This is a genomic window from Neobacillus sp. NPDC097160 (assembly GCF_044762155.1).
Classification (GTDB): Bacteria; Bacillota; Bacilli; order Bacillales; family Cytobacillaceae; genus Neobacillus.
Window position 1 is genome coordinate 140,219 of record NZ_JBIWDU010000003.1, and the last position, 18,300, is coordinate 158,518.

General features: G+C 37.8%; 22 protein-coding genes and 1 riboswitch. Of the genes, 18 read left to right on the plus strand and 4 right to left on the minus strand.

From position 1 onward, the window contains the following. Positions 1-438: 438 nt before the first annotated feature. The 4 genes from sigX (at position 439) to ACIQXV_RS05030 (ending at position 4,066) form a co-directional block, all read left to right on the plus strand. Entirely contained in the window at positions 439-990 is a 552-nt protein-coding gene (sigX, locus tag ACIQXV_RS05015) for an RNA polymerase sigma factor SigX (RefSeq protein ID WP_402957132.1), read from the plus strand. Further along, the gene (locus tag ACIQXV_RS05020; RefSeq protein WP_402956610.1) at positions 965-2,155 is read left to right on the plus strand and encodes a hypothetical protein; all 1,191 of its coding nucleotides are present in this window, start codon (positions 965-967) and stop codon (positions 2,153-2,155) included. The genes sigX and ACIQXV_RS05020 overlap by 26 nt, the downstream gene beginning before the upstream one ends. Before the next feature lie 176 nt (positions 2,156-2,331). Next, entirely contained in the window at positions 2,332-3,078 is a 747-nt protein-coding gene (locus tag ACIQXV_RS05025; RefSeq protein ID WP_402956612.1) for a peptidoglycan DD-metalloendopeptidase family protein, read from the plus strand. A 111-nt stretch (positions 3,079-3,189) separates the two neighbouring features. Then, positions 3,190-3,322, plus strand: a riboswitch (FMN riboswitch). A gap of 159 nt (positions 3,323-3,481) precedes the next feature. Then, positions 3,482-4,066, plus strand: coding sequence for an ECF transporter S component (locus tag ACIQXV_RS05030; RefSeq protein WP_402956614.1), 585 nt, complete (start codon positions 3,482-3,484; stop codon positions 4,064-4,066). Positions 4,067-4,181: 115 nt separating this feature from the next. Here ACIQXV_RS05030 and ACIQXV_RS05035 read toward each other — a convergent pair whose 3' ends face one another. Beyond that, a complete protein-coding gene (locus tag ACIQXV_RS05035; protein WP_024030326.1) occupies positions 4,182-4,430 on the minus strand; it encodes a ferredoxin in 249 nt (82 codons plus the stop codon). 261 nt (positions 4,431-4,691) lie between these two features. Here ACIQXV_RS05035 and ACIQXV_RS05040 point away from each other — a divergent pair, with 261 nt between their 5' ends. The 5 genes from ACIQXV_RS05040 (at position 4,692) to ACIQXV_RS05060 (ending at position 9,116) form a co-directional block, all read left to right on the plus strand. Continuing rightward, positions 4,692-5,729: a YpbB family protein gene (locus ACIQXV_RS05040; protein WP_402956616.1), complete on the plus strand. Its 1,038-nt coding sequence runs from the start codon at positions 4,692-4,694 to the stop codon at positions 5,727-5,729. Then, positions 5,729-7,237: a RecQ family ATP-dependent DNA helicase gene (locus ACIQXV_RS05045; protein WP_402956618.1), complete on the plus strand. Its 1,509-nt coding sequence runs from the start codon at positions 5,729-5,731 to the stop codon at positions 7,235-7,237. Before ACIQXV_RS05040 ends, ACIQXV_RS05045 begins: the two co-directional genes overlap by 1 nt. Then, the gene (locus tag ACIQXV_RS05050) at positions 7,234-7,842 is read left to right on the plus strand and encodes a CPBP family intramembrane glutamic endopeptidase (protein WP_402956620.1); all 609 of its coding nucleotides are present in this window, start codon (positions 7,234-7,236) and stop codon (positions 7,840-7,842) included. Before ACIQXV_RS05045 ends, ACIQXV_RS05050 begins: the two co-directional genes overlap by 4 nt. Next, entirely contained in the window at positions 7,835-8,569 is a 735-nt protein-coding gene (locus ACIQXV_RS05055) for a LysM peptidoglycan-binding domain-containing protein (protein WP_402956622.1), read from the plus strand. Before ACIQXV_RS05050 ends, ACIQXV_RS05055 begins: the two co-directional genes overlap by 8 nt. A 91-nt stretch (positions 8,570-8,660) precedes the next feature. After that, positions 8,661-9,116: a DUF2663 family protein gene (locus tag ACIQXV_RS05060; protein ID WP_402956624.1), complete on the plus strand. Its 456-nt coding sequence runs from the start codon at positions 8,661-8,663 to the stop codon at positions 9,114-9,116. Between the two features lie 31 nt (positions 9,117-9,147). Here ACIQXV_RS05060 and cotJC read toward each other — a convergent pair whose 3' ends face one another. The 3 genes from cotJC to ACIQXV_RS05075 are packed head-to-tail and all read right to left on the minus strand — an operon-like array spanning position 9,148 to position 10,265. Further along, positions 9,148-9,717 (minus strand): spore coat protein CotJC, encoded by a 570-nt coding sequence (gene cotJC, locus ACIQXV_RS05065; RefSeq protein WP_402956625.1) that lies wholly within the window; start codon positions 9,715-9,717, stop codon positions 9,148-9,150. 60 nt (positions 9,718-9,777) lie between these two features. Further along, on the minus strand, positions 9,778-10,038 hold the full coding sequence (locus tag ACIQXV_RS05070) for a spore coat protein CotJB (RefSeq protein WP_402956627.1): 261 nt from the start codon (positions 10,036-10,038) through the stop codon (positions 9,778-9,780). Next, a complete protein-coding gene (locus tag ACIQXV_RS05075) occupies positions 10,035-10,265 on the minus strand; it encodes a spore coat associated protein CotJA (RefSeq protein WP_402956629.1) in 231 nt (76 codons plus the stop codon). Before ACIQXV_RS05075 ends, ACIQXV_RS05070 begins: the two co-directional genes overlap by 4 nt. Before the next feature lie 147 nt (positions 10,266-10,412). Between ACIQXV_RS05075 and ACIQXV_RS05080 the strand changes: the two genes are divergently transcribed. The 9 genes from ACIQXV_RS05080 (at position 10,413) to sleB (ending at position 18,289) form a co-directional block, all read left to right on the plus strand. Beyond that, positions 10,413-11,048 carry a CBS domain-containing protein gene (locus ACIQXV_RS05080; RefSeq protein WP_402956631.1) on the plus strand — a complete coding sequence of 212 codons (636 nt, stop codon included), beginning with the start codon at positions 10,413-10,415 and terminating at the stop codon, positions 11,046-11,048. A 56-nt stretch (positions 11,049-11,104) separates the two neighbouring features. Continuing rightward, a complete protein-coding gene (locus ACIQXV_RS05085) occupies positions 11,105-11,473 on the plus strand; it encodes a hypothetical protein (protein WP_402956633.1) in 369 nt (122 codons plus the stop codon). Between the two features lie 23 nt (positions 11,474-11,496). After that, positions 11,497-12,285 carry a metallophosphoesterase gene (locus ACIQXV_RS05090; protein WP_402956635.1) on the plus strand — a complete coding sequence of 263 codons (789 nt, stop codon included), beginning with the start codon at positions 11,497-11,499 and terminating at the stop codon, positions 12,283-12,285. Between the two features lie 75 nt (positions 12,286-12,360). Continuing rightward, on the plus strand, positions 12,361-12,945 hold the full coding sequence (locus ACIQXV_RS05095) for a genetic competence negative regulator (RefSeq protein WP_402956637.1): 585 nt from the start codon (positions 12,361-12,363) through the stop codon (positions 12,943-12,945). 218 nt (positions 12,946-13,163) lie between these two features. Continuing rightward, positions 13,164-14,441, plus strand: coding sequence for a Glu/Leu/Phe/Val family dehydrogenase (locus tag ACIQXV_RS05100; protein WP_402956639.1), 1,278 nt, complete (start codon positions 13,164-13,166; stop codon positions 14,439-14,441). 90 nt (positions 14,442-14,531) lie between these two features. Beyond that, positions 14,532-15,503, plus strand: coding sequence for a YpdA family putative bacillithiol disulfide reductase (locus ACIQXV_RS05105; protein ID WP_402956641.1), 972 nt, complete (start codon positions 14,532-14,534; stop codon positions 15,501-15,503). A gap of 6 nt (positions 15,504-15,509) precedes the next feature. Continuing rightward, a complete protein-coding gene (locus ACIQXV_RS05110; RefSeq protein ID WP_402956643.1) occupies positions 15,510-16,466 on the plus strand; it encodes an asparaginase in 957 nt (318 codons plus the stop codon). A 139-nt stretch (positions 16,467-16,605) separates the two neighbouring features. Further along, positions 16,606-17,295, plus strand: coding sequence for a glutamic-type intramembrane protease PrsW (gene prsW, locus ACIQXV_RS05115; RefSeq protein ID WP_402956645.1), 690 nt, complete (start codon positions 16,606-16,608; stop codon positions 17,293-17,295). Between the two features lie 112 nt (positions 17,296-17,407). After that, on the plus strand, positions 17,408-18,289 hold the full coding sequence (gene sleB / locus ACIQXV_RS05120) for a spore cortex-lytic enzyme (RefSeq protein WP_402956647.1): 882 nt from the start codon (positions 17,408-17,410) through the stop codon (positions 18,287-18,289). The last annotated feature ends 11 nt before the right edge of the window (positions 18,290-18,300 follow it).

An 18,300-nucleotide genomic window follows, 5' to 3' on the forward strand; every position in this document is an offset into this window, starting at 1 on the left:
GACAGGCATACTACGAGCCGGCGAGAAGGTTGTTCTTTAACCTTCTTGACGGATTGGCTTATGACCCCGAGCCCCTAGACGCTGCAGCTGGATACATTTAAAAGCGAAAGCGTCTTGCCCAGGGGCGACAGGCATAAGACGAGCCGGCGAGAAGGTTGTTCTTTAACCTTCTTGACGGATTGGCTTATGACCCCGAGCCCCTAGACGCTGCAGCTGGATACAATTAAAAACGAAAGCGTCTTGCCCAGGGATATAAAAGCTCATCCATCATTGGATGAGCTTTTTCAGGTATTTAGGACTTAAATGGATTTCCAGCAAATACCTTCCTTTTTGGTCCCAAAAAGGCTATATTTAATAGTATGGTGCGGACGGTAGAAAATGGATGAAACTTTTTATACATATACATCGACTAATATTAATGAACGGGGAGGGGAATTGATGGACTCCGTTTTCGATGAACTATATCAAAAATATCATCATGACGTTTTTCAATTTCTATTTTATATGGTTAGAAACAAAGAACAAGCCGAGGACCTGGTTCAAGAAGTCTATATTCGAGTATTTAAGTCCTATCATCGTTTTGAAGGGAAAAGTAGTGAAAAAACATGGCTATTTTCGATTGCTAGAAATGTTGCCATCGACTTTTTCCGGAAACAAAAGGGTTGGAAAGAAAGAATGCTCGAAAAATTTGATTGGACAACGAATCAAGTAAAGGATGAATATCCGATACCGGAAGAAATTACTGTACAAAAGGAAGAAATCAGATGGATATACAAATGCCTCGAGTATTGCACGCTGGACCAACGGTCTGTTATTATTTTGCGCTATTTACAGGATTTGTCTATTGCTGAAACAGCCCAGGCTTTAGGGTGGACGGAAAGTAAGGTTAAAACAACACAACACCGCTCCTTGAAGGTTTTGAAGAAGCATATGGAAATGTTTTTTGAAAAGGAGGGATTAATTAGTGAAAAAGTCAGAGTGGAGCGATAGAGAGCTCGAAGAATTATTAAGGCAAATGCCAAAAATGCAAGATCATCGCGATCCTCGTGACATTTACCAAAATCTTTCTTTAAAAAAGCGCAAAACAAAACCATGGCTGTTACCGGGCATCGCTGCTGCAGCTGCCTTGCTTCTTTTTTTCATCTTAGCTCCTAAATTAATGGATGGGACAAATTTCACCTATGATCAAGCACGAGAAGAAAAATCATCAGCAAACAAGGAAACGCAGCTTGCTGATAGAGATTCAGCAGTTGATTTGAAGAAAGAGGATGCTTCATCAAAGGAACAAACTTATTCGGGAACAGCAAAGACAGACTTAATGAAAGCTGAAAGCATAAAAACGGCTGTTTATGACGATGATGTGGCAGGTGGAACCGTATTTACCTATTGGATACCAGATCCACAAGCGCAAATACTTATTCCTGTTTCCACAATCATTCATGATACCCAAGATCAATCATGGCTTACACTATATACGAAGAACATGGCAAATTTAAAAGAAGTGGAATGGGGATTATCGGATTTATACCCTTTAAATGTGACAATGGAGCTCGATAAAAATAATAGCAGTGTTATGGTGGATGTTCCTTCTGACCATCAGTACGGACAAGGGTCAGCCAATGAAACTAGTTTTATAAATGTATTAAAAAAGGATATATCCTCCAATAGTAATATTAAGAAAATAAAGTTTTCGACGAAAGGTGTACCAGGAATCGAATTGGGGAATTATGGTCATTTAGAAGAAGCGGATGTTGTTCTCGAGAAAAAACATGCCTTTTTATTTTATTATCCCGAAGGCAGTGACATTCCTTTTCTAACACCATCAGTAGAAACATTTAACGACATTAATACGGCATTAGAGGCAATGAAGACCGATAATGCCGAATTGGGTCTAAAAAGTTCTCTGCTGCCCTTAATGCCGTTACATGATGTGTCAGTCTCTGACAAAACATTAATTTTATCATTAAAAGGAAATTCAAGTGTGCAAAATAACCAGCAGACTTCTTCTTCTATTGAAGCATTGCTTTTAACAGCGAAGGAATTCGGACTAGAAAAAATGGTCGTTAAGGATTCTGCTATACCAACCATCGGTCCTTTCGATTTATCAAATGAAATCAAGGTGCCGATAGCGCCAAATTTCCGAAATATACAATGAATATTTCCAATCAACCCATAGTGGTTGATTTTTTTTTGAATAAAATTGCTGAAGACTCCAAATTATAACAAGTATGCTCAGAGTCACTCTCCAAAAGCAGCGAATGTTCTAAACGTGAACTAACGAACATATGGTGTGGAGGAGAGGACAAGATCTATAAGGAGGAAAATGAAAGAATGCGTGACTACATAAAGAGATTATTAATTGCCGTTATTATGGCGCTTTGTGTCAGTTTATTATTTTTAGGCGGCAAACATTCTGAAGCGGCGGGTATAAAGGAACATAAAGAAATGAATGATCACTGGATATGGCCCGCAGACGGTGTCATTTCCGATACATACGGAACGAGGCATGGACAACATAAAGGTATTGATATTGCGGGAAAATTGGACACTCCTGTTCTGGCCGTTGATGACGGCGTGATAGTTAAGTCCTATTATTCTAATACATACGGTAATGTAGTTTTTATGAAACACCCTAGTAATTTTGTAAGCGTTTATGCCCATTTAAACAAGCGGACAGTATCGGTTGGCCAAACAATTAAACAAGGTGATGTAATCGGGAACATGGGAAGAACAGGACAAGCTACTGGAACACATCTTCATTTTGAAACCCACCAATTAGAGTGGAGATATGATAAGAAATATGCAATGGACCCAGAAAAGTTGTTGGGTAAGGCTGATGTTGGCGAATCGGTACAAGGTGGCATCGCAAGTGCCGGTGATAATGTGTTAGTGGTAAGTTCCCACCCGCAAACGGATGAAGGTACATCAGAATCGAACAAAGAAAAATATATCGTTAATCAAGGGGACACATTGTTCTCGATTGCACTGCAAAAAAACGTTTCTGTAGATAGGATAAAAGCAATAAACAACCTTACGTCTGATCTTATTAAACCAAACCAAATCTTAACAGTTCCGTAATACACTGGAAACCCGCTGAAGATTGTCAGCGGGTATTTGTATTTACTAAAAAAACCTTTTACTTAACAAAAAGGAATTTCTTTAGTATAATAAAGTTGTAATTTAATATCGATCTATCTTCGGGGCAGGGTGAAATTCCCGATCGGCGGTATTAGAGCAATGCTCTTGAGCCCGCGAGCCTTTTTAGGCAGGATTTGGTGCGATTCCAAAGCCGACAGTATAGTCTGGATGGGAGAAGATGGAGGTTCTGCAAACGTTCAAAAAATGCTGGTGCATTGGACGTTTATTAAGCGTGCCTTGTAAGCTCCCTCAAGTAATTTATCTTGAGGGATTTTTATTTATCGGGCCGTCTAGTGCTGAACCTCTCTTCCTTACGCGATGGATCAAAAAAGGAGAGAGGAAGATGAAGGAAATGAAGAAAACAAAGAAAATATCGGTAAAGGCTTACGTCACAATTGGAATGCTGAGCAGTATAGCATATCTTTTAATGCTATTAAATTTCCCGCTGCCGCTATTCCCAAATTTCTTATTTGTCGATTTTAGTGACATCCCAGCATTAATTGCCGCTTTAATTTTTGGGCCGATTGCAGGAGTATTAGTTGAACTTTTTAAAAATGTTTTAAATTATATTGCGACAGGAAGCCAAACAGGAATTCCGGTTGGCCATATTGCCAATTTCCTTGCGGGTATAGTGTTTATCCTGCCAACGTATTTTGTATATAACAGACTCAAAACTAGAAAGGGTATGACAATGGCGTTAATTGCCGGCACTGTCACAATGGCTGTTGTAATGAGTATTTTAAATTACTTCTTCATTTTACCGGCCTATACAGTCCTTATGGGTTTTCCTGATATGCGCAACCTAGTTGTACCTGCTGTCTTACCGTTTAACATACTAAAAGGAGTAATCATGTCTGCAATCTTTATGCTGCTGTTTATTCGGATGCAGGCTTGGATTAATAAATTGTCCACCGTAAAAGGTGCATAAAAAGCAGCAGGAGCAGCTTCATAAAGGCTCCTGCTGTTTTTTATTATATAAAAATAAAAAACCCCGCTTGTAAAAAGACGGGGTAGTAGCTTAAAAATATTTTATTGACAAAATATTATTCGAATTTTGTTGGATTACCATCAAATGCTTCGTCGGCAACTTTGATTGAATCTGTTGGACAGCCTTCAAATGCATCCATCATGTCATCGATTAATACATCTGGAATTTCAACGATTCCCTCGTTGTCGTCAAGTGTTACAAATGCAATACCTTCATCATCATAATCATAAATATCTGGCGCTGCTGCGCCGCATGCACCACATGCAATGCAAGTTTCCTTATCAACAATCGTGTACTTTGCCATGAAAAAAAACCTCCCAGTAAAATAACAAATATTATTCAAACTCGTTTCCCATTATAAAAATGGAAACGCATTACTCATATCTATTGTAAAACTGTATGGTCAACTTTTCAATAGAAAAATACTATTAAAACTGTGGTTTGTATATTTGATTTTCTTAAACTTCCACATTTATGGGCAACAAGAACCCCCATTTCATGTTAAAATAAAAACAGAAAAAACGGAGAATTTGTCGATGTTATGTAGAAAAGTGGTGGACCATATATGTTGAAATTAGAAGCCATCATTCTTTATTGTTTAAAACAAATTAATCGTGAACGGACGATCTATTCCATCTATCACCTTTTAAATGGAAAAAAGTCATCACAAACCATCCAAGATGCTCATTTATTTTCTTTAAAGAATTATTTTGGGATTTACGAACCTTTAACAAGAGAATCCTTTGATGAAATCATTCATTCAATGTTCGAGGAAAAGTGGATCGACCATTGCGGTGAACAACAGTACCTTTTAACGGAATTGGGAAAATCAAAATTAGAAAACAATCCACTCCCAACGTATATAAATGGATGGAGCTATCATCCATTTACCTCATTGTTTTGGGAAAGACTGTCGTTATTTATTCAAGTAACTTCGAATCTTGTTTTTGGCGAAACAAGCTATCTTCCTATTCAAAAAAATAAAGATGTTCATCTGTGGTTGAAATCTGCTTTAAAGGAAATCAAGGTACCAAGGAAAGAGATAGGGAGCATTGTAAACTCTGAATTGATAGAATGTTTCAATGAGACTAAGGAAATCGATCCCTCCGTTTTGGTGTTTCGGTTAACTGGTTTTCAGCAAATTGGCCTAACTCCAATACAGATCGTAAAGAAATTAAATATGAATATCCACGATTACCATATCGGATGTATTCATACACTTCATTATTTGATAAATATGATTATGCAAAATCCGAACCGTTTTAGCCTGTTAACAATTCTTACCCAAGACTTTCATCAACAAGATGAATTAACACATTCATCTAGGAAAACATGGAAGCTATTAATGCAGGGTTATTCTCCTGATATGATTGCTAAGTTCAGGCATTTGAAATTGAGTACAATAGAAGACCATCTTGTTGAATTTGCTTTACATGTCGATCATTTCTCAATAGATCCTTATGTGGATAAAGAATTACAGGTGAAGATAGCAGGAATTTCTCGGAGTACCGGAACGAAGCAGCTTAAGCTGATAAAGGACAAATTGACGGCAGCAACTTATTTTCAAATAAGGTTAGTGTTGGCAAAGAATGGTGATAGATAATGGAATTAGAAACACTTTTACAAAAACATTTTGGGTTTGAATCATTTAAAACAGGTCAGAAAGAAGTCATTTCATCGATTCTTGCCGGACAGCATACATTGGCCATGCTCCCCACAGGAACTGGGAAATCCTTGTGCTATCAACTTCCGGGGTTAATCTTAAAAGGGCATATTTTGATCATTTCTCCGCTTCTTTCCTTAATGCAGGATCAAGTCGAGCAGTTTAAACGGTTTGGTGAGAAAAGGGTCATTGCATTGAATTCATTTCTTTCACCGGCAGAAAGAAATAATGTACTCCTTCATTTAAAGGAGTATAAGTTCATCTTTATTTCTCCTGAAATGCTGAGGATTCCTTTTATCATGAGGATGCTGAAGCAATTAACCATTTCGTTATTTGTGGTCGATGAAGCTCATTGTATATCACAGTGGGGATTTGATTTTCGCCCGGATTATTCTAAGTTAGGTGACATTCGTGGAAAGTTAGGGAATCCCTTAACACTTGCACTTACTGCGACCGCTACTAGAAAGGTACGCCAGGACATTATCGATTCGCTTGGATTTGAAGAAATGGTAAAAATAGAATCATCTACTGATCGGCCGAATATTGCTTTTTATGTTGAAAAATTACAAAATTACCACGATAAACAAAACCGGGTAATTGAACTTGTTTCAAGGCTCCAAAAGCCAGGAATTATTTATTTCTCAAGTAAAAAGGCTGCTGAACAAATGGCGGTCATGCTAGAAGAAAATGGAATCTGTCGGGCGATGGCATATCACGGCGGATTGGATCAAAATACAAGAATATTAATTCAGCAGCAGTTTATTCATGACCAGCTGGATGTCATTTGTGCCACGAGTGCCTTTGGGATGGGCATAAACAAAGAAAATATTCGTTTTATTATTCACTATCATATGCCGATGCAAATAGAATCCTATCTTCAGGAAATCGGCAGGGCAGGCCGTGATGGCAACCCAAGTGTAGCTATTACTTTATCCTCACCAGGTGATGAACAGCTTCCCATTCAGCTAGCAGAAGGGGAGTTGCCATCGGAACAGCAGATTGATTGGTTATTTGCAAAAGTGAAGGATGAGGGGTTACTAAGGGATGGCAGGATAGAATTAACTAATCGATTAAGAGAGCTGGGCGGTTTTACAGAGATTCAGTGGAGAATGATCGAGGACTTAGTTATGAATTCACCCCAAAAGGTTCGTTCCCCTGAAATGCTTAAGTCGACCATTAAGGAATTTGTTAACGAAAGATTAGAAATAAAAATCAAAAATATTTTTCGAATGAAAAAATGGTTGGAATGTACCACATGCAGACGAGAATTTATCTTACGATATTTTGATGAAATATTGCTAAACAAGCATTCTTCATGCTGCGACCGTTGTGGACTGCAATTAACTGATTATCTATCTACCGTAAAAACATCGCTGTTTAAAAGAAGTGAAGAGAAGTGGAAGGATTATCTTGCCAAAATTCTAATCAATAGTGAGTTGAGTGAATGAAGAAGAAGTATAATGAATTAATCGCAAGTTTAACGGATAAAGAGCTCCTTTATCATCTATATTTAACACAAATCATTCTTTTAGCCATCTCGTTTATTTTAGGTTTTCTGTTATATGACCATTTCTCGTATTTAAATTATATTCACTTAGATGACATAGATCTTGTTACAATTGGTATACCTGCAGGTGTTGCTGTTGTTATCATGGATATTGGATTAATGAAATGGCTTCCAGCTTCCTTTTATGATGACGGGGGATTGAACGAAAGAATTTTTAAAAATAGACATGTGATTCACATCCTTGTAATTGCTCTATTTGTTGCCTTTAGTGAGGAATTACTTTTTCGAGGAATCATTCAAACAAAAGTGGGACTCATCCTAGCCAGCATCATTTTTGCTATTATCCATTATCGTTATCTTTTTAATTGGTTTTTATTTTTAAATATTGTTTTACTAAGCTTTTTTATTGGGCTTGTTTACGAATGCACTGGAAATTTAGCTGTAACCATAATGATGCATTTTGTTATTGATTTTCTTTTAGGTATGTATATAAAATTTAAACGTTCAACAATTGACAATGAACAGGAGGGAGAGCTCCGTGAATAAAGAAGAACCATACAGGGACCAAGCGGAAAGATTAAAGCAGCGAATTCAAAAAATAAATGATAGCGTTGAGGACGGTGATAGTGACAAATTACCTCCGAGAGAGCGCGTGCACCGTCAAAAGAAAAAGAAAACGAAATGGAAGCTAAAATATCCAATCATTCGGCTATTAGTCTTGTGCTTTATCCTCCTTCCCATCATTATTTTTAGTGTGATTTCCTATCGTGATAGCGGGAAAAAAATCAATGGGACGGAAAAGACTTCCGGAAATTCAGTGGGATATGAAACAATTAATATTGAAAAGACGCAACAAGAAGACGAAAACATTTCTGAGGAACAAAAAGAAACCAATCAGGAGAACATTGATTTGAGTGAAACTGAGGAAAAAAGCAGCGAGTCTAAGGAGGCAGCAGTACAACCTGTTACAAGCAATCATTCCGATACATCCGTTCAATCACCCAGTTCAAATAACGACTCTGCCAATAAGCAGGTTCCTGATAAAAACAGTCAGCAACAAACCACGGATGTAAAAAGTGAAACAAATACAAATTCTACCGCACAAACAAGGAAGATAATCTATCATACGGTTAAACCACAAGAAACACTTTTTAAGCTAGCGAATAAGTATTACCAATCCCAAAAAGGGATCGATATTATAAAGAAAGAGAATAAACTTCAGAGTGAAAATATTTATGCTGGTCAAGTCTTAAAAATACCTCTAAACAACTAGCCGATCTCAAGATCGGTTTTTTGTTGATCTTAAAAACATAATTTGTGGGACAAGGTCATAAATATATAAGGAGAAATGGAGGCGATAATAAATGGATTCTCCAATCCAATTACTTGAACATACAGATCAAGCAACGAAACAAATGTTAGAAAATGTAAGGAAGAGGAAGGACAAGTTCGATAACCTGAAAAAATGGCATTATATTTCAATCTATTTAACACTATTTTTTGCCTTTATTTTCTTCGTGTATTTCTATTTCAACATTGCTGGACACCATTCTTATTCATTTTTAGCGATTATTTCTGTTGCATTAAATGATACATTCAATATGTTTGTGTTAACCATGACTCTTATTGGATTAGGTGCAATGAATTTGTTAAAACAACAAAAGGAGAAAAAGGAAAAGGAATATCAGGAATTAAGGTGCGAAATTGTCGACCGCAGTAAGGATTTATGGAAAAGGGAAGAGGAATGGAAGAACCGCCACATTGTTTTTGAAATCATGAAAAAACAGTATGATATTAACCTTTATCACGAAAAGAAATAAGAAGCAGGATTCAGGCTGCTTCTTATTTCCTTTAAAAGATTTTCTTTTTGCCGCGTTCATCTTTTAAAATTTCCACGGCTTCTCGGAATCTAAGTGAGTGGATAATTTCGCGTTCGCGTAAAAATCGAAGGCTATCATTGATATCAGGATCATCACTTAAGTTAATCAACCACTGATAAGTAGCCCTAGCTTTTTCTTCTGCTGCAATGTCTTCATATAAATCGGCAATCGGATCCCCTTTTGCGGTAATATAGGTAGCTGTGAAAGGTGCTCCTGCAGCATTATGGTAGTATAAGGCACTATCATGGTCTGCATAATGAGCCCCGAGCCCTGCCGCTTTTAATTGCTCTGGAGTGGCATCCTTCGTTAATTTATACACCATTGTAGCAATCATTTCGAGGTGGGCAAATTCTTCTGTGCCAATGTCTGTCAGAAGCCCAATTACTTTATCGGGAATCGTATATCTTTGGTTTAAATACCTCAGTGCAGCCGCAAGCTCTCCATCAGCACCGCCATATTGCTCAATTAAGTATTTTGCCAGTGTTGGGTTACATGTACTTACGCGTACAGGATATTGTAATTTTTTTTCATAAACCCACATATACCTCGGATCCCTCCTTTTTTACTTCAATAACTGTCCAGCTCCAAGGCGCTTCCGTTATTAAACTTGCCACGGCCATGGGGTATCATCCCAATTCCAAGGATAACCGGAGTAACTATTGCCAAATTGCATTAATGGGCCAAATTGACTTTCAAATTCCTTTTTTAACCGTTTTCTTTCTTTGGCATAATGGTTAAATTGATGGATGGCCTCAAGGTCATCATTATGTGTATCTAAGTATAGGGTTAACTCGACTAAAACAAAGTCGACGGTTTGAAGCTGCTCCATTAATTGATAATATTCCGCAGGCACCTGTTTCATGTCGGCTCCCCCCCTTGGGCTTTTTCAAAAGGGGTGTAGTAAGGATCATAAAGGTCTTTCCAAAGCGTACCTGCTCTGAGTGCTTCTAGTGGTGTGAATTGTGGAAGATTCGGTGGTTGAAACCCCATATATAAATGAGGCGGGGTAGAAAAGGTTTTTGTGGTAATTGGATTACAAGGGTCAAACGGACTCACATAAGGATGATACGATTTATGATGAGTATTCATAGTAGCCCTCCCTATATTTTAGCATCCATTAATCATATGATATTTTTCGTGTAACATGACATAAATCTTTAATATATTAAAGGATTTTTTGAGGTATTGTCGAAGTATAATGAAGAAGTAAGGATTATTACTATGAGGTGATGGGAATTGTTCGTAAAAAATATCATGATACCCAAGCATGAATGTTTTACAGCACAAGCTGATATAACACTAAAAGCTGCTTTGGAATTATTAGAAACGTATCAAATTGATGGATTACCCGTTTTACAAGGAGATAAGTACGTAGGAGTTGCGACAAGATATAACATTTATGAAAGTTATTTTCTTTCGAATCAACAAAAAGATGAATATCTGGCATCTACCTGCGTTAAAGAAGTTGCTACACATCAAGATAAGTTTTTACAAGGTGGAGAATTATTCGAAAGAACACTTCTAGATTTGAAGGATTTCCCTTTATTAGCTGTTGTGGATGAGCACAAAAATTTCCTTGGGGTTGTCACACGTTCTGATGTAATCAGTTCATTCGAAAGTGCGTTTGGAGTTAACCGTCCAGGAGTTAGAATTGCCTTTACATCGGTTGAAACGGAAGGAAGAATTGCCCGCCTTTCGGAAATTGCCCATCAATTCCATGAACATATCATTTCTCTTGTAACCTTTGATGAAACAGATAAACTTGTACGTAGAATTGTGATGAAAATTGAAAAGAAAGATAATATTGACCGGTTTACTAAGAAGCTTGAGGATCATGGATTCCGTATTTTAAGTATTCAAGAGGACGAATAAATGAATTAGGGAAAGATTGAATTTCCTTCTCATACATTGTATGGGAGGGGTTTTTTATGTTTAAAAGATTAGGGATGCTCTTTATTGTCTTTATATGCGGATATTTACTAATCGAATGGATAGCGATTACACATCCATTTGTGCTTTCCGAATTTTTTATTTCCTTTATAGTTAATCCATTAAAATTTTTTGCAGCTTCAACAGCATTTTTTATTGGGGTTCTCTGCAATGGTAAACTCATTCGAGAATTAATACATAAGCTCGGAAAAGCATGGAAGAAGCACATTCAAGGGGGGGTTCAACTATTTTTGGAGTGTATTGGACTATTTATCGTCTTTATCTTCCTTTTCCAATTGGGCTGGGTGCACACACTTGTCTTTTTTAGTTTAAGCATGCTTTATGGTATGATTTCCGTAGAACTTTAGTTAGGAAAAGGGGAAAAGAGAATATGAGTTTGTTCTGGGTTGGTCTATTCATATTAGCGGGGGGGCTCCTCTTGCTTTTATATATGGTACGAGAAGCATTTTTAAATAAAGTGATAGAACATGAATTATTCTTTTCAGACTTTCCAACCTCATTTGGCAAGGTGACGATTTTCTTTATTTCGGATATTCATAGGCGGACCATTTCAGATAAGGTTATTAATGGTGTAAAGGGAAAGGCAGATTTCGTCGTCATTGGAGGGGATTTAACGGAGAAAGGTGTTCCGTTTGAAAAGGTGAAAACAAATTTATTGAAATTAAAGCAAATTGGTCCAGTTTATTTTGTGTGGGGTAACAATGATTATGAAGTAGATTTTCATAAATTGGATGCCATTATGCTTGAGTTAGGTGTAAAGGTTTTAGATAATACTGCGGTGACTTTCGAGTCAGGAATCGGGGAAAAATTATGCTTACTTGGTGTAGATGACATGGGTCAGAACCGCGATCGGCTGGATTTAGCGCTTTTCGATGCGGAAGAGAAAAGTTTCAAAATATTAGCCAGCCATTTTCCAAAAATCACGAAAAAAACTCTTTCTGAGCACGAAATTCGCTTAGTGATAAGCGGACACACTCATGGGGGGCAAATACATATCTTGGGTTATAGTCCACATAAAAGAGGCGGAATTGAAAAAATAGGAAATACAATACTTTTGATTAGCAATGGTTATGGAACTACGGCCCTGCCTTTAAGGCTGGGGGCGCCTGCTGAATCACACCTCATTACCCTTAAGAATGGAACAGAAGTGTTAGGATAATGTAGACAATTCACCAATAGAACCCTTAGGCATACACTGAAAACAAGAGTCATGTCACGGCAGGGGGCAAAATGCATGCGCTTAGAACGCTTAACGGCCAATAAAATAAAAATTTTTTTAACCTCTGATGATTTGTTTGAAAGAGGGCTTTCCAAAGAAGATATTTGGAAGGATTCAAGTAAATGGAATCAACTCTTTCATGACATGCTAGAAGAGGCAAGCGAGGAATTCGATGTTGATATCCAGGGTTCTGTAGCAGTTGAAATTTTCTCCCTTCAGGCACAAGGGATGATCTTGATTATTACGGTTGACGAAGTAAAAGATGATGATGAATTGCTCTATGATGGATACATTGAAATGCAGGTAAGGGTTGAAGGCTGTGAGGAACTCTTATATGAGTTTGAAGAATTTGAGGATATTATTGACCTTTCAAAAAGGCTATCCTGTATAGATATATTTGGTGGGAGCCTATATTCACTCCAGAACTGCTATTACCTTTTGATGGACCAAGTAGACGCTGCTAAAAAAGAAAGGGCAGCCTGCATCTTATCTGAATTTGGGAACCCTTCGATTCTAAGCCCCTATGTGCTTGCAGAATATGGGAAACCAATTATTGAGCATAAAACAGTGGAAACCATATTGCATTTTTTTAATAAGTAATCGTAGATTTCAGAAGGGGCCAGAGCCCCTTTATGTTTTTTTAGGGCGGCTATATGAATATTATATATTTTGTGAAAATCAGACTGGCAGCGTTTACATATTTACTCCGAAATTTAACTAAATGTGTGGTTTTCATCTTGCATAAATCAATTAAACGTGTATACTTGTGACTGAAAGCGGACAACATTCGTAAAAGAGATTTCTTAGGAGGATTACAAATGGTAGCCGAAAATAGTACAGATAAGACTAATCAAGTGGAAAAGAATGATGTGTTGAAATCAACACAAACAGTTATTCATAAAGCCCTTGAGAAGTTAGGTTATCCTGAAGAGGTATACGAGCTCTTGAAAGAGCCGTTACGTATGATGACAGTGAAAATTCCAATTAGAATGGATGACGGATCTACAAAAATATTTACGGGATACCGTGCACAGCATAATGATTCAGTAGGGCCAACAAAGGGCGGAATTCGTTTTCACCCAGGGGTAACTGAAACAGAAGTGAAAGCCCTTTCGATTTGGATGAGCTTGAAATGCGGCATCGTCGATCTTCCGTATGGCGGTGGTAAGGGTGGTATCGTTTGTGATCCGCGTGATATGTCCTTTAGAGAGCTTGAAAGATTAAGCCGTGGATACGTAAGGGCAATCAGCCAAATTGTAGGACCAACGAAGGATATTCCAGCACCAGACGTGTTTACAAATTCACAAATCATGGCCTGGATGATGGATGAATATAGCCGAATCGACGAATTTAATTCTCCTGGTTTTATAACAGGAAAGCCGCTTGTCTTAGGAGGTTCACACGGACGTGAATCAGCAACAGCCAAAGGTGTGACAATCTGTATCCGCGAAGCTGCAATAAAGAAGGGCATTCAAATTGAGGGTGCAAGGGTTGTAGTTCAAGGTTTCGGTAACGCCGGCAGCTATTTATCAAAATTCATGCACGATGCCGGGGCAAAAGTAATCGGTATTTCCGATGCCTACGGTGCATTACACGATCCAAATGGTCTTGATATTGATTATCTTTTAGATAGACGAGACAGCTTTGGAACAGTGACAAAATTATTTAATAATACAATAACAAATAAAGAATTGCTTGAACTTGATTGCGATATTCTCGTTCCAGCTGCGATTGAAAATCAAATTACAGCTGAAAATGCTCATAATATTCGCGCCAGCATTGTTGTAGAAGCAGCAAATGGTCCAACCACTTTAGAGGCTACTGAAATTTTAACGGAACGTGGCGTCCTGCTTGTTCCGGATGTATTAGCATCAGCAGGCGGTGTAACAGTTTCTTACTTTGAGTGGGTCCAAAATAATCAAGGTTATTATTGGACTGAAGAAGAAGTGGAAGAGAAGCTTGAAAAAATATTAGTTAAGTCTTTTAAGAATATTTATGATACTGCTCAAACACGACGTGTTGATATGCGGCTTGCTGCCTATATGGTCGGGGTAAGAAAAATGGCAGAAGCAAGCCGCTTCAGAGGCTGGATTTAAGTACTTTCCATTGAATTATAATAAAAAAACTCCTATCATATACAAGGTAGGAGTTTTTTATTTGTAATCCTAATAAGGAGTGTAACTAGCGTGCAATCAGAAAACATTATTATAATTGGCGGCGGTCCTTGTGGTTTAGCTGCTGCTATTTCATTACAGGAAATGGGGAAAAAGCCTTTAATCATAGAAAAGGGGAATGTGGTTAATTCCATTTATCATTATCCAACACATCAAACCTTTTTTAGTACTAGTGAAAAATTAGAAATTGGCGGGATGCCATTTGTAACCGATAGTTATAAGCCGAAAAGAAACCAGGCACTTGTCTATTATCGGGAAGTAGCGAAGCGAAAGCAGCTTCGTATAAACGCATTTGAAACAGTCATAAAAGTGATAAAACAGAATCAACAGTTTGATGTTTATACCGATAAAAATACGTATTGTGCAAATTATTTAGTCATCGCAACAGGTTATTATGATCATCCGAACTTTATGGGCGTTCCCGGTGAAGAGTTACCAAAGGTTTTCCATTATTTTAAAGAAGCCCATCCTTATTATGATAAGGATGTATGTGTAATCGGAGGGAAAAATTCCAGTGTCGATGCCGCACTTGAACTTATTAAGGCGGGAGCACGGGTAACTGTTTTGTATCGCGGTGAGGAATATTCTCAAAGCATCAAACCATGGATCCTTCCTGAATTCGATTCTTTAGTGAAAAATGGTACTATAAGCATGGAGTTTCGTGCAAATGTTAAAGAAATAACGGAAAATCAGGTTGTTTATGTAAAGGACGGAGAACAAAAAACAATTAAGAATGACTTTGTTTTTGCTATGACCGGCTATCATCCCGACCATCAATTTTTAAACAAAATGGGTATAGGAATCGATGAAGAAACGGGAAGGCCGCTATTTAATCCAGAGACAATGGAGACGAATGTTAAGGGGATTTATATCGCGGGTGTCATTGCGGCTGGAAACAATGCGAATGAAATCTTCATTGAAAATGGCCGCTTTCATGGCGGACAAATTGCGAGTTCGATTAAAGAAAAAGAAGCAAAAGGATGATTATGGATGAAAAAGGTTGTGCTTTTAACAACAGGCGGTACGATTGCAAGTAAACCAAATAAGGATTCTGGAAAATTAGCCTCAGGGGCCATAACAGGTGAAGAGCTTGCGGCAATGTGTAATCTGCCAAAAGACATTGAAGTGATTGTAGATTCCGTTTTTCAGAAAGCAAGCATTCATATTACTTTTGAGGATTTAGTTTTTTTAAAAAACAAAATTGAGGATTACTTTAAAGATGAAGCAGTTTCCGGTGTCGTTGTTACCCATGGTACTGACACGATGGAAGAAACAGCATATTTCCTGGATTTAACGATTAATGATTATAGACCAGTGGTGGTAACGGGCTCGCAGCGGTCTCCAGAAGATTTAGGAAGCGATGTATATATAAACTTAAGGCACGCTATTTATTCGGCTTGTTCAAGTGATTTAGAGATGTCAGGGACTGTCGTTGTCTTTAATGAACGTATATTTGCGGCCAGATATGTAAAAAAAGAACATGCATCCAATATTCAAGGCTTTAATGCATTTGGATTTGGCTACCTTGGTATTATTGATAATGATCGTGTCCATGTCTTTCAGAAACCTATTAAAAGAGAACATTATGAATTAAAATCATCTATCCCGCAAGTTGAAATTATTAAATGCTATATCGGCGCAGATGGGAAATTTATCAAAGCAGCAATTGAAGCAGGCGTTGGTGGGATTGTCTTAGAAGGAGTAGGAAGAGGCCAGGTGGCTCCTAAGATGATGGAAGAAATTGAAAAGGCTATTAAAAAAGGAATAAAACTTGTTATTACAACAAGTGCAGAAGAAGGTTCAGTTTACACAACCTATGATTACGAGGGAAGTGCCTATGATCTTTATAAGAAGGGCGTTATCCTCGGCAGTGACAATGACTCGAAAAAGGCAAGAATCAAATTAGCTGTAGCAATGGCAAGTGGTATGGAGAAGATCAGCTTTTAAATTTCAAGCCGCTTCTTTATTAATCAATTTCATATGGAAGATATGATCTAGGTAACATATTATATGGAATGAATCTTTCATTTTCTTTATGTTGTTTCCATGTTACGATAAAGGAAAAGGATTGGAAAAGAGGTTCATCATGCTGGGAATTTTATCTGCCGGAGTTGCCCCCGGTCTGGCTTTACTAAGTTATTTTTATTTAAAAGATGAATACGAACCAGAGCCAATTTCCTTTGTTTTTCGGACGTTTATTTACGGAGCGCTCTTGGTATTTCCAATCATGTTTATCCAGCATGTCCTTGAAATAGAGCATTTGCTCAAATCGGATCTTTTTGATGCGTTTCTTAGCTCTAGCCTTCTTGAAGAATTTTTTAAATGGTTCATTCTTTTTTATGCTGTTTATCAGCATGTAGAGTTTGATGAACCATTTGATGGAATTGTATATGGAGTAGCTGTTTCCCTTGGTTTTGCCACAGTTGAAAATATCTTTTATCTAATAGCAAACGGGATTGAACATGCGATGACACGTGCGTTATTGCCGGTTTCAAGCCATGCCCTTTTCGGAGTAATTATGGGCTTTTATCTTGGAAAAGCCAAGTTCACCGATGGAAATAAAGAAAAATGGATTATATTCTCTCTGCTTTTACCAATTATTTTACATGGCTCTTATGATTATATCTTAATTTCACAAGAAAATTGGCTGTTTATTATTTTTCCGTTTATGATTTTTCTTTGGTGGTTTGGCCTAAGAAAAGTGAAGAAAGCGAAAATAATGAGTGCCAATCATTTTAAAAAACAATATCCAGTACAAAAAACCCTTCATTCCTGATTATTCCTGATGAAGGGTTTTTTTATTTAATCTTCTTTAAATGGAATAAAAACACCAATTAAACAAAAAATAGGGTTACTGCTAAAAAGATTCAAATGGGGGTTATAATTCCATGATAAAGAAAAACATCCTAATCAAATACTTCATTCTCTTCTTTCTCTGTACTGTGCCAATATCTTTTTTGGAGGGTCATGAGGTACATGCCTTCTCCAAGCAGATAATCCAAAAGGGAGCTGTTGGTGATGATGTCATTGAGCTGCAATCCAGACTCCAATATCTCGGCTTCTATAACGGGAAAATTGATGGAGTTTTTGGATGGGGTACGTATTGGGCTCTTCGAAACTTTCAATATGAATTTGGGCTGCCAATTGATGGGCTGGCAGGTGCGACAACAAAAGCCAAACTAGCCAAAGCCAGCAAATACAATGAGCAGTTTGTAAAAAAGCAAATTAATGCCGGTAACAAGTTTACTCATTATGGCGGAGTCGATCAAAACAAGCAGAGTGCCCCAAGTCCTAAGGCGCCAGCAAACAAAGCACCAGTAAATAAAGCGCCGGCAAACAATGCAGCACCTAAGCCGGCGGCACCGAAGAGTCCTGCACCAAAAAAGCCAACGGCAGCAAACACGCCTAACGGTTATACGCAAAATGATATCCGCTTAATGGCGAACGCTGTTCATGGAGAGTCAAGGGGTGAACCGTATATAGGCCAAGTTGCGGTCGCAGCGGTTATTTTGAACCGAGTAAATAGCGCATCATTTCCTAACACCGTTTCTGGGGTAATATTTGAACCAGGAGCCTTTACAGCCGTTGCAGATGGGCAGATTTGGCTGACACCGGATGAATCTTCAAAAAAAGCGGTATTAGATGCCATTAATGGATGGGATCCAACAGGTGAGGCAATTTACTATTTTAATCCTAATACAGCCACTAGCGGTTGGATATGGGGAAGGCCCCAAATCAAACGTATTGGTCAGCATATTTTTTGCAAGTAGAGAGGTGACTA

Excerpts from the sequence above, each read along its gene's own strand:
- sleB (WP_402956647.1), top strand. The coding sequence starts at position 17,408 with ATGATAAAGAAAAACATCCTAATCAAATACTTCATTCTCTTCTTTCTC.
- ACIQXV_RS05030 (WP_402956614.1), top strand. The coding sequence starts at position 3,482 with ATGAAGGAAATGAAGAAAACAAAGAAAATATCGGTAAAGGCTTACGTC.
- ACIQXV_RS05100 (WP_402956639.1), top strand. The coding sequence starts at position 13,164 with ATGGTAGCCGAAAATAGTACAGATAAGACTAATCAAGTGGAAAAGAAT.
- ACIQXV_RS05090 (WP_402956635.1), top strand. The coding sequence starts at position 11,497 with ATGAGTTTGTTCTGGGTTGGTCTATTCATATTAGCGGGGGGGCTCCTC.
- ACIQXV_RS05025 (WP_402956612.1), top strand. The coding sequence starts at position 2,332 with ATGCGTGACTACATAAAGAGATTATTAATTGCCGTTATTATGGCGCTT.
- ACIQXV_RS05060 (WP_402956624.1), top strand. The coding sequence starts at position 8,661 with ATGGATTCTCCAATCCAATTACTTGAACATACAGATCAAGCAACGAAA.
- ACIQXV_RS05075 (WP_402956629.1), bottom strand. The coding sequence starts at position 10,265 with ATGAATACTCATCATAAATCGTATCATCCTTATGTGAGTCCGTTTGAC.
- cotJC (WP_402956625.1), bottom strand. The coding sequence starts at position 9,717 with ATGTGGGTTTATGAAAAAAAATTACAATATCCTGTACGCGTAAGTACA.
- ACIQXV_RS05085 (WP_402956633.1), top strand. The coding sequence starts at position 11,105 with ATGTTTAAAAGATTAGGGATGCTCTTTATTGTCTTTATATGCGGATAT.
- ACIQXV_RS05110 (WP_402956643.1), top strand. The coding sequence starts at position 15,510 with ATGAAAAAGGTTGTGCTTTTAACAACAGGCGGTACGATTGCAAGTAAA.
- ACIQXV_RS05040 (WP_402956616.1), top strand. The coding sequence starts at position 4,692 with ATGTTGAAATTAGAAGCCATCATTCTTTATTGTTTAAAACAAATTAAT.
- ACIQXV_RS05050 (WP_402956620.1), top strand. The coding sequence starts at position 7,234 with ATGAAGAAGAAGTATAATGAATTAATCGCAAGTTTAACGGATAAAGAG.
- prsW (WP_402956645.1), top strand. The coding sequence starts at position 16,606 with ATGCTGGGAATTTTATCTGCCGGAGTTGCCCCCGGTCTGGCTTTACTA.
- sigX (WP_402957132.1), top strand. The coding sequence starts at position 439 with ATGGACTCCGTTTTCGATGAACTATATCAAAAATATCATCATGACGTT.
- ACIQXV_RS05045 (WP_402956618.1), top strand. The coding sequence starts at position 5,729 with ATGGAATTAGAAACACTTTTACAAAAACATTTTGGGTTTGAATCATTT.
- ACIQXV_RS05070 (WP_402956627.1), bottom strand. The coding sequence starts at position 10,038 with ATGAAACAGGTGCCTGCGGAATATTATCAATTAATGGAGCAGCTTCAA.
- ACIQXV_RS05035 (WP_024030326.1), bottom strand. The coding sequence starts at position 4,430 with ATGGCAAAGTACACGATTGTTGATAAGGAAACTTGCATTGCATGTGGT.
- ACIQXV_RS05095 (WP_402956637.1), top strand. The coding sequence starts at position 12,361 with ATGCGCTTAGAACGCTTAACGGCCAATAAAATAAAAATTTTTTTAACC.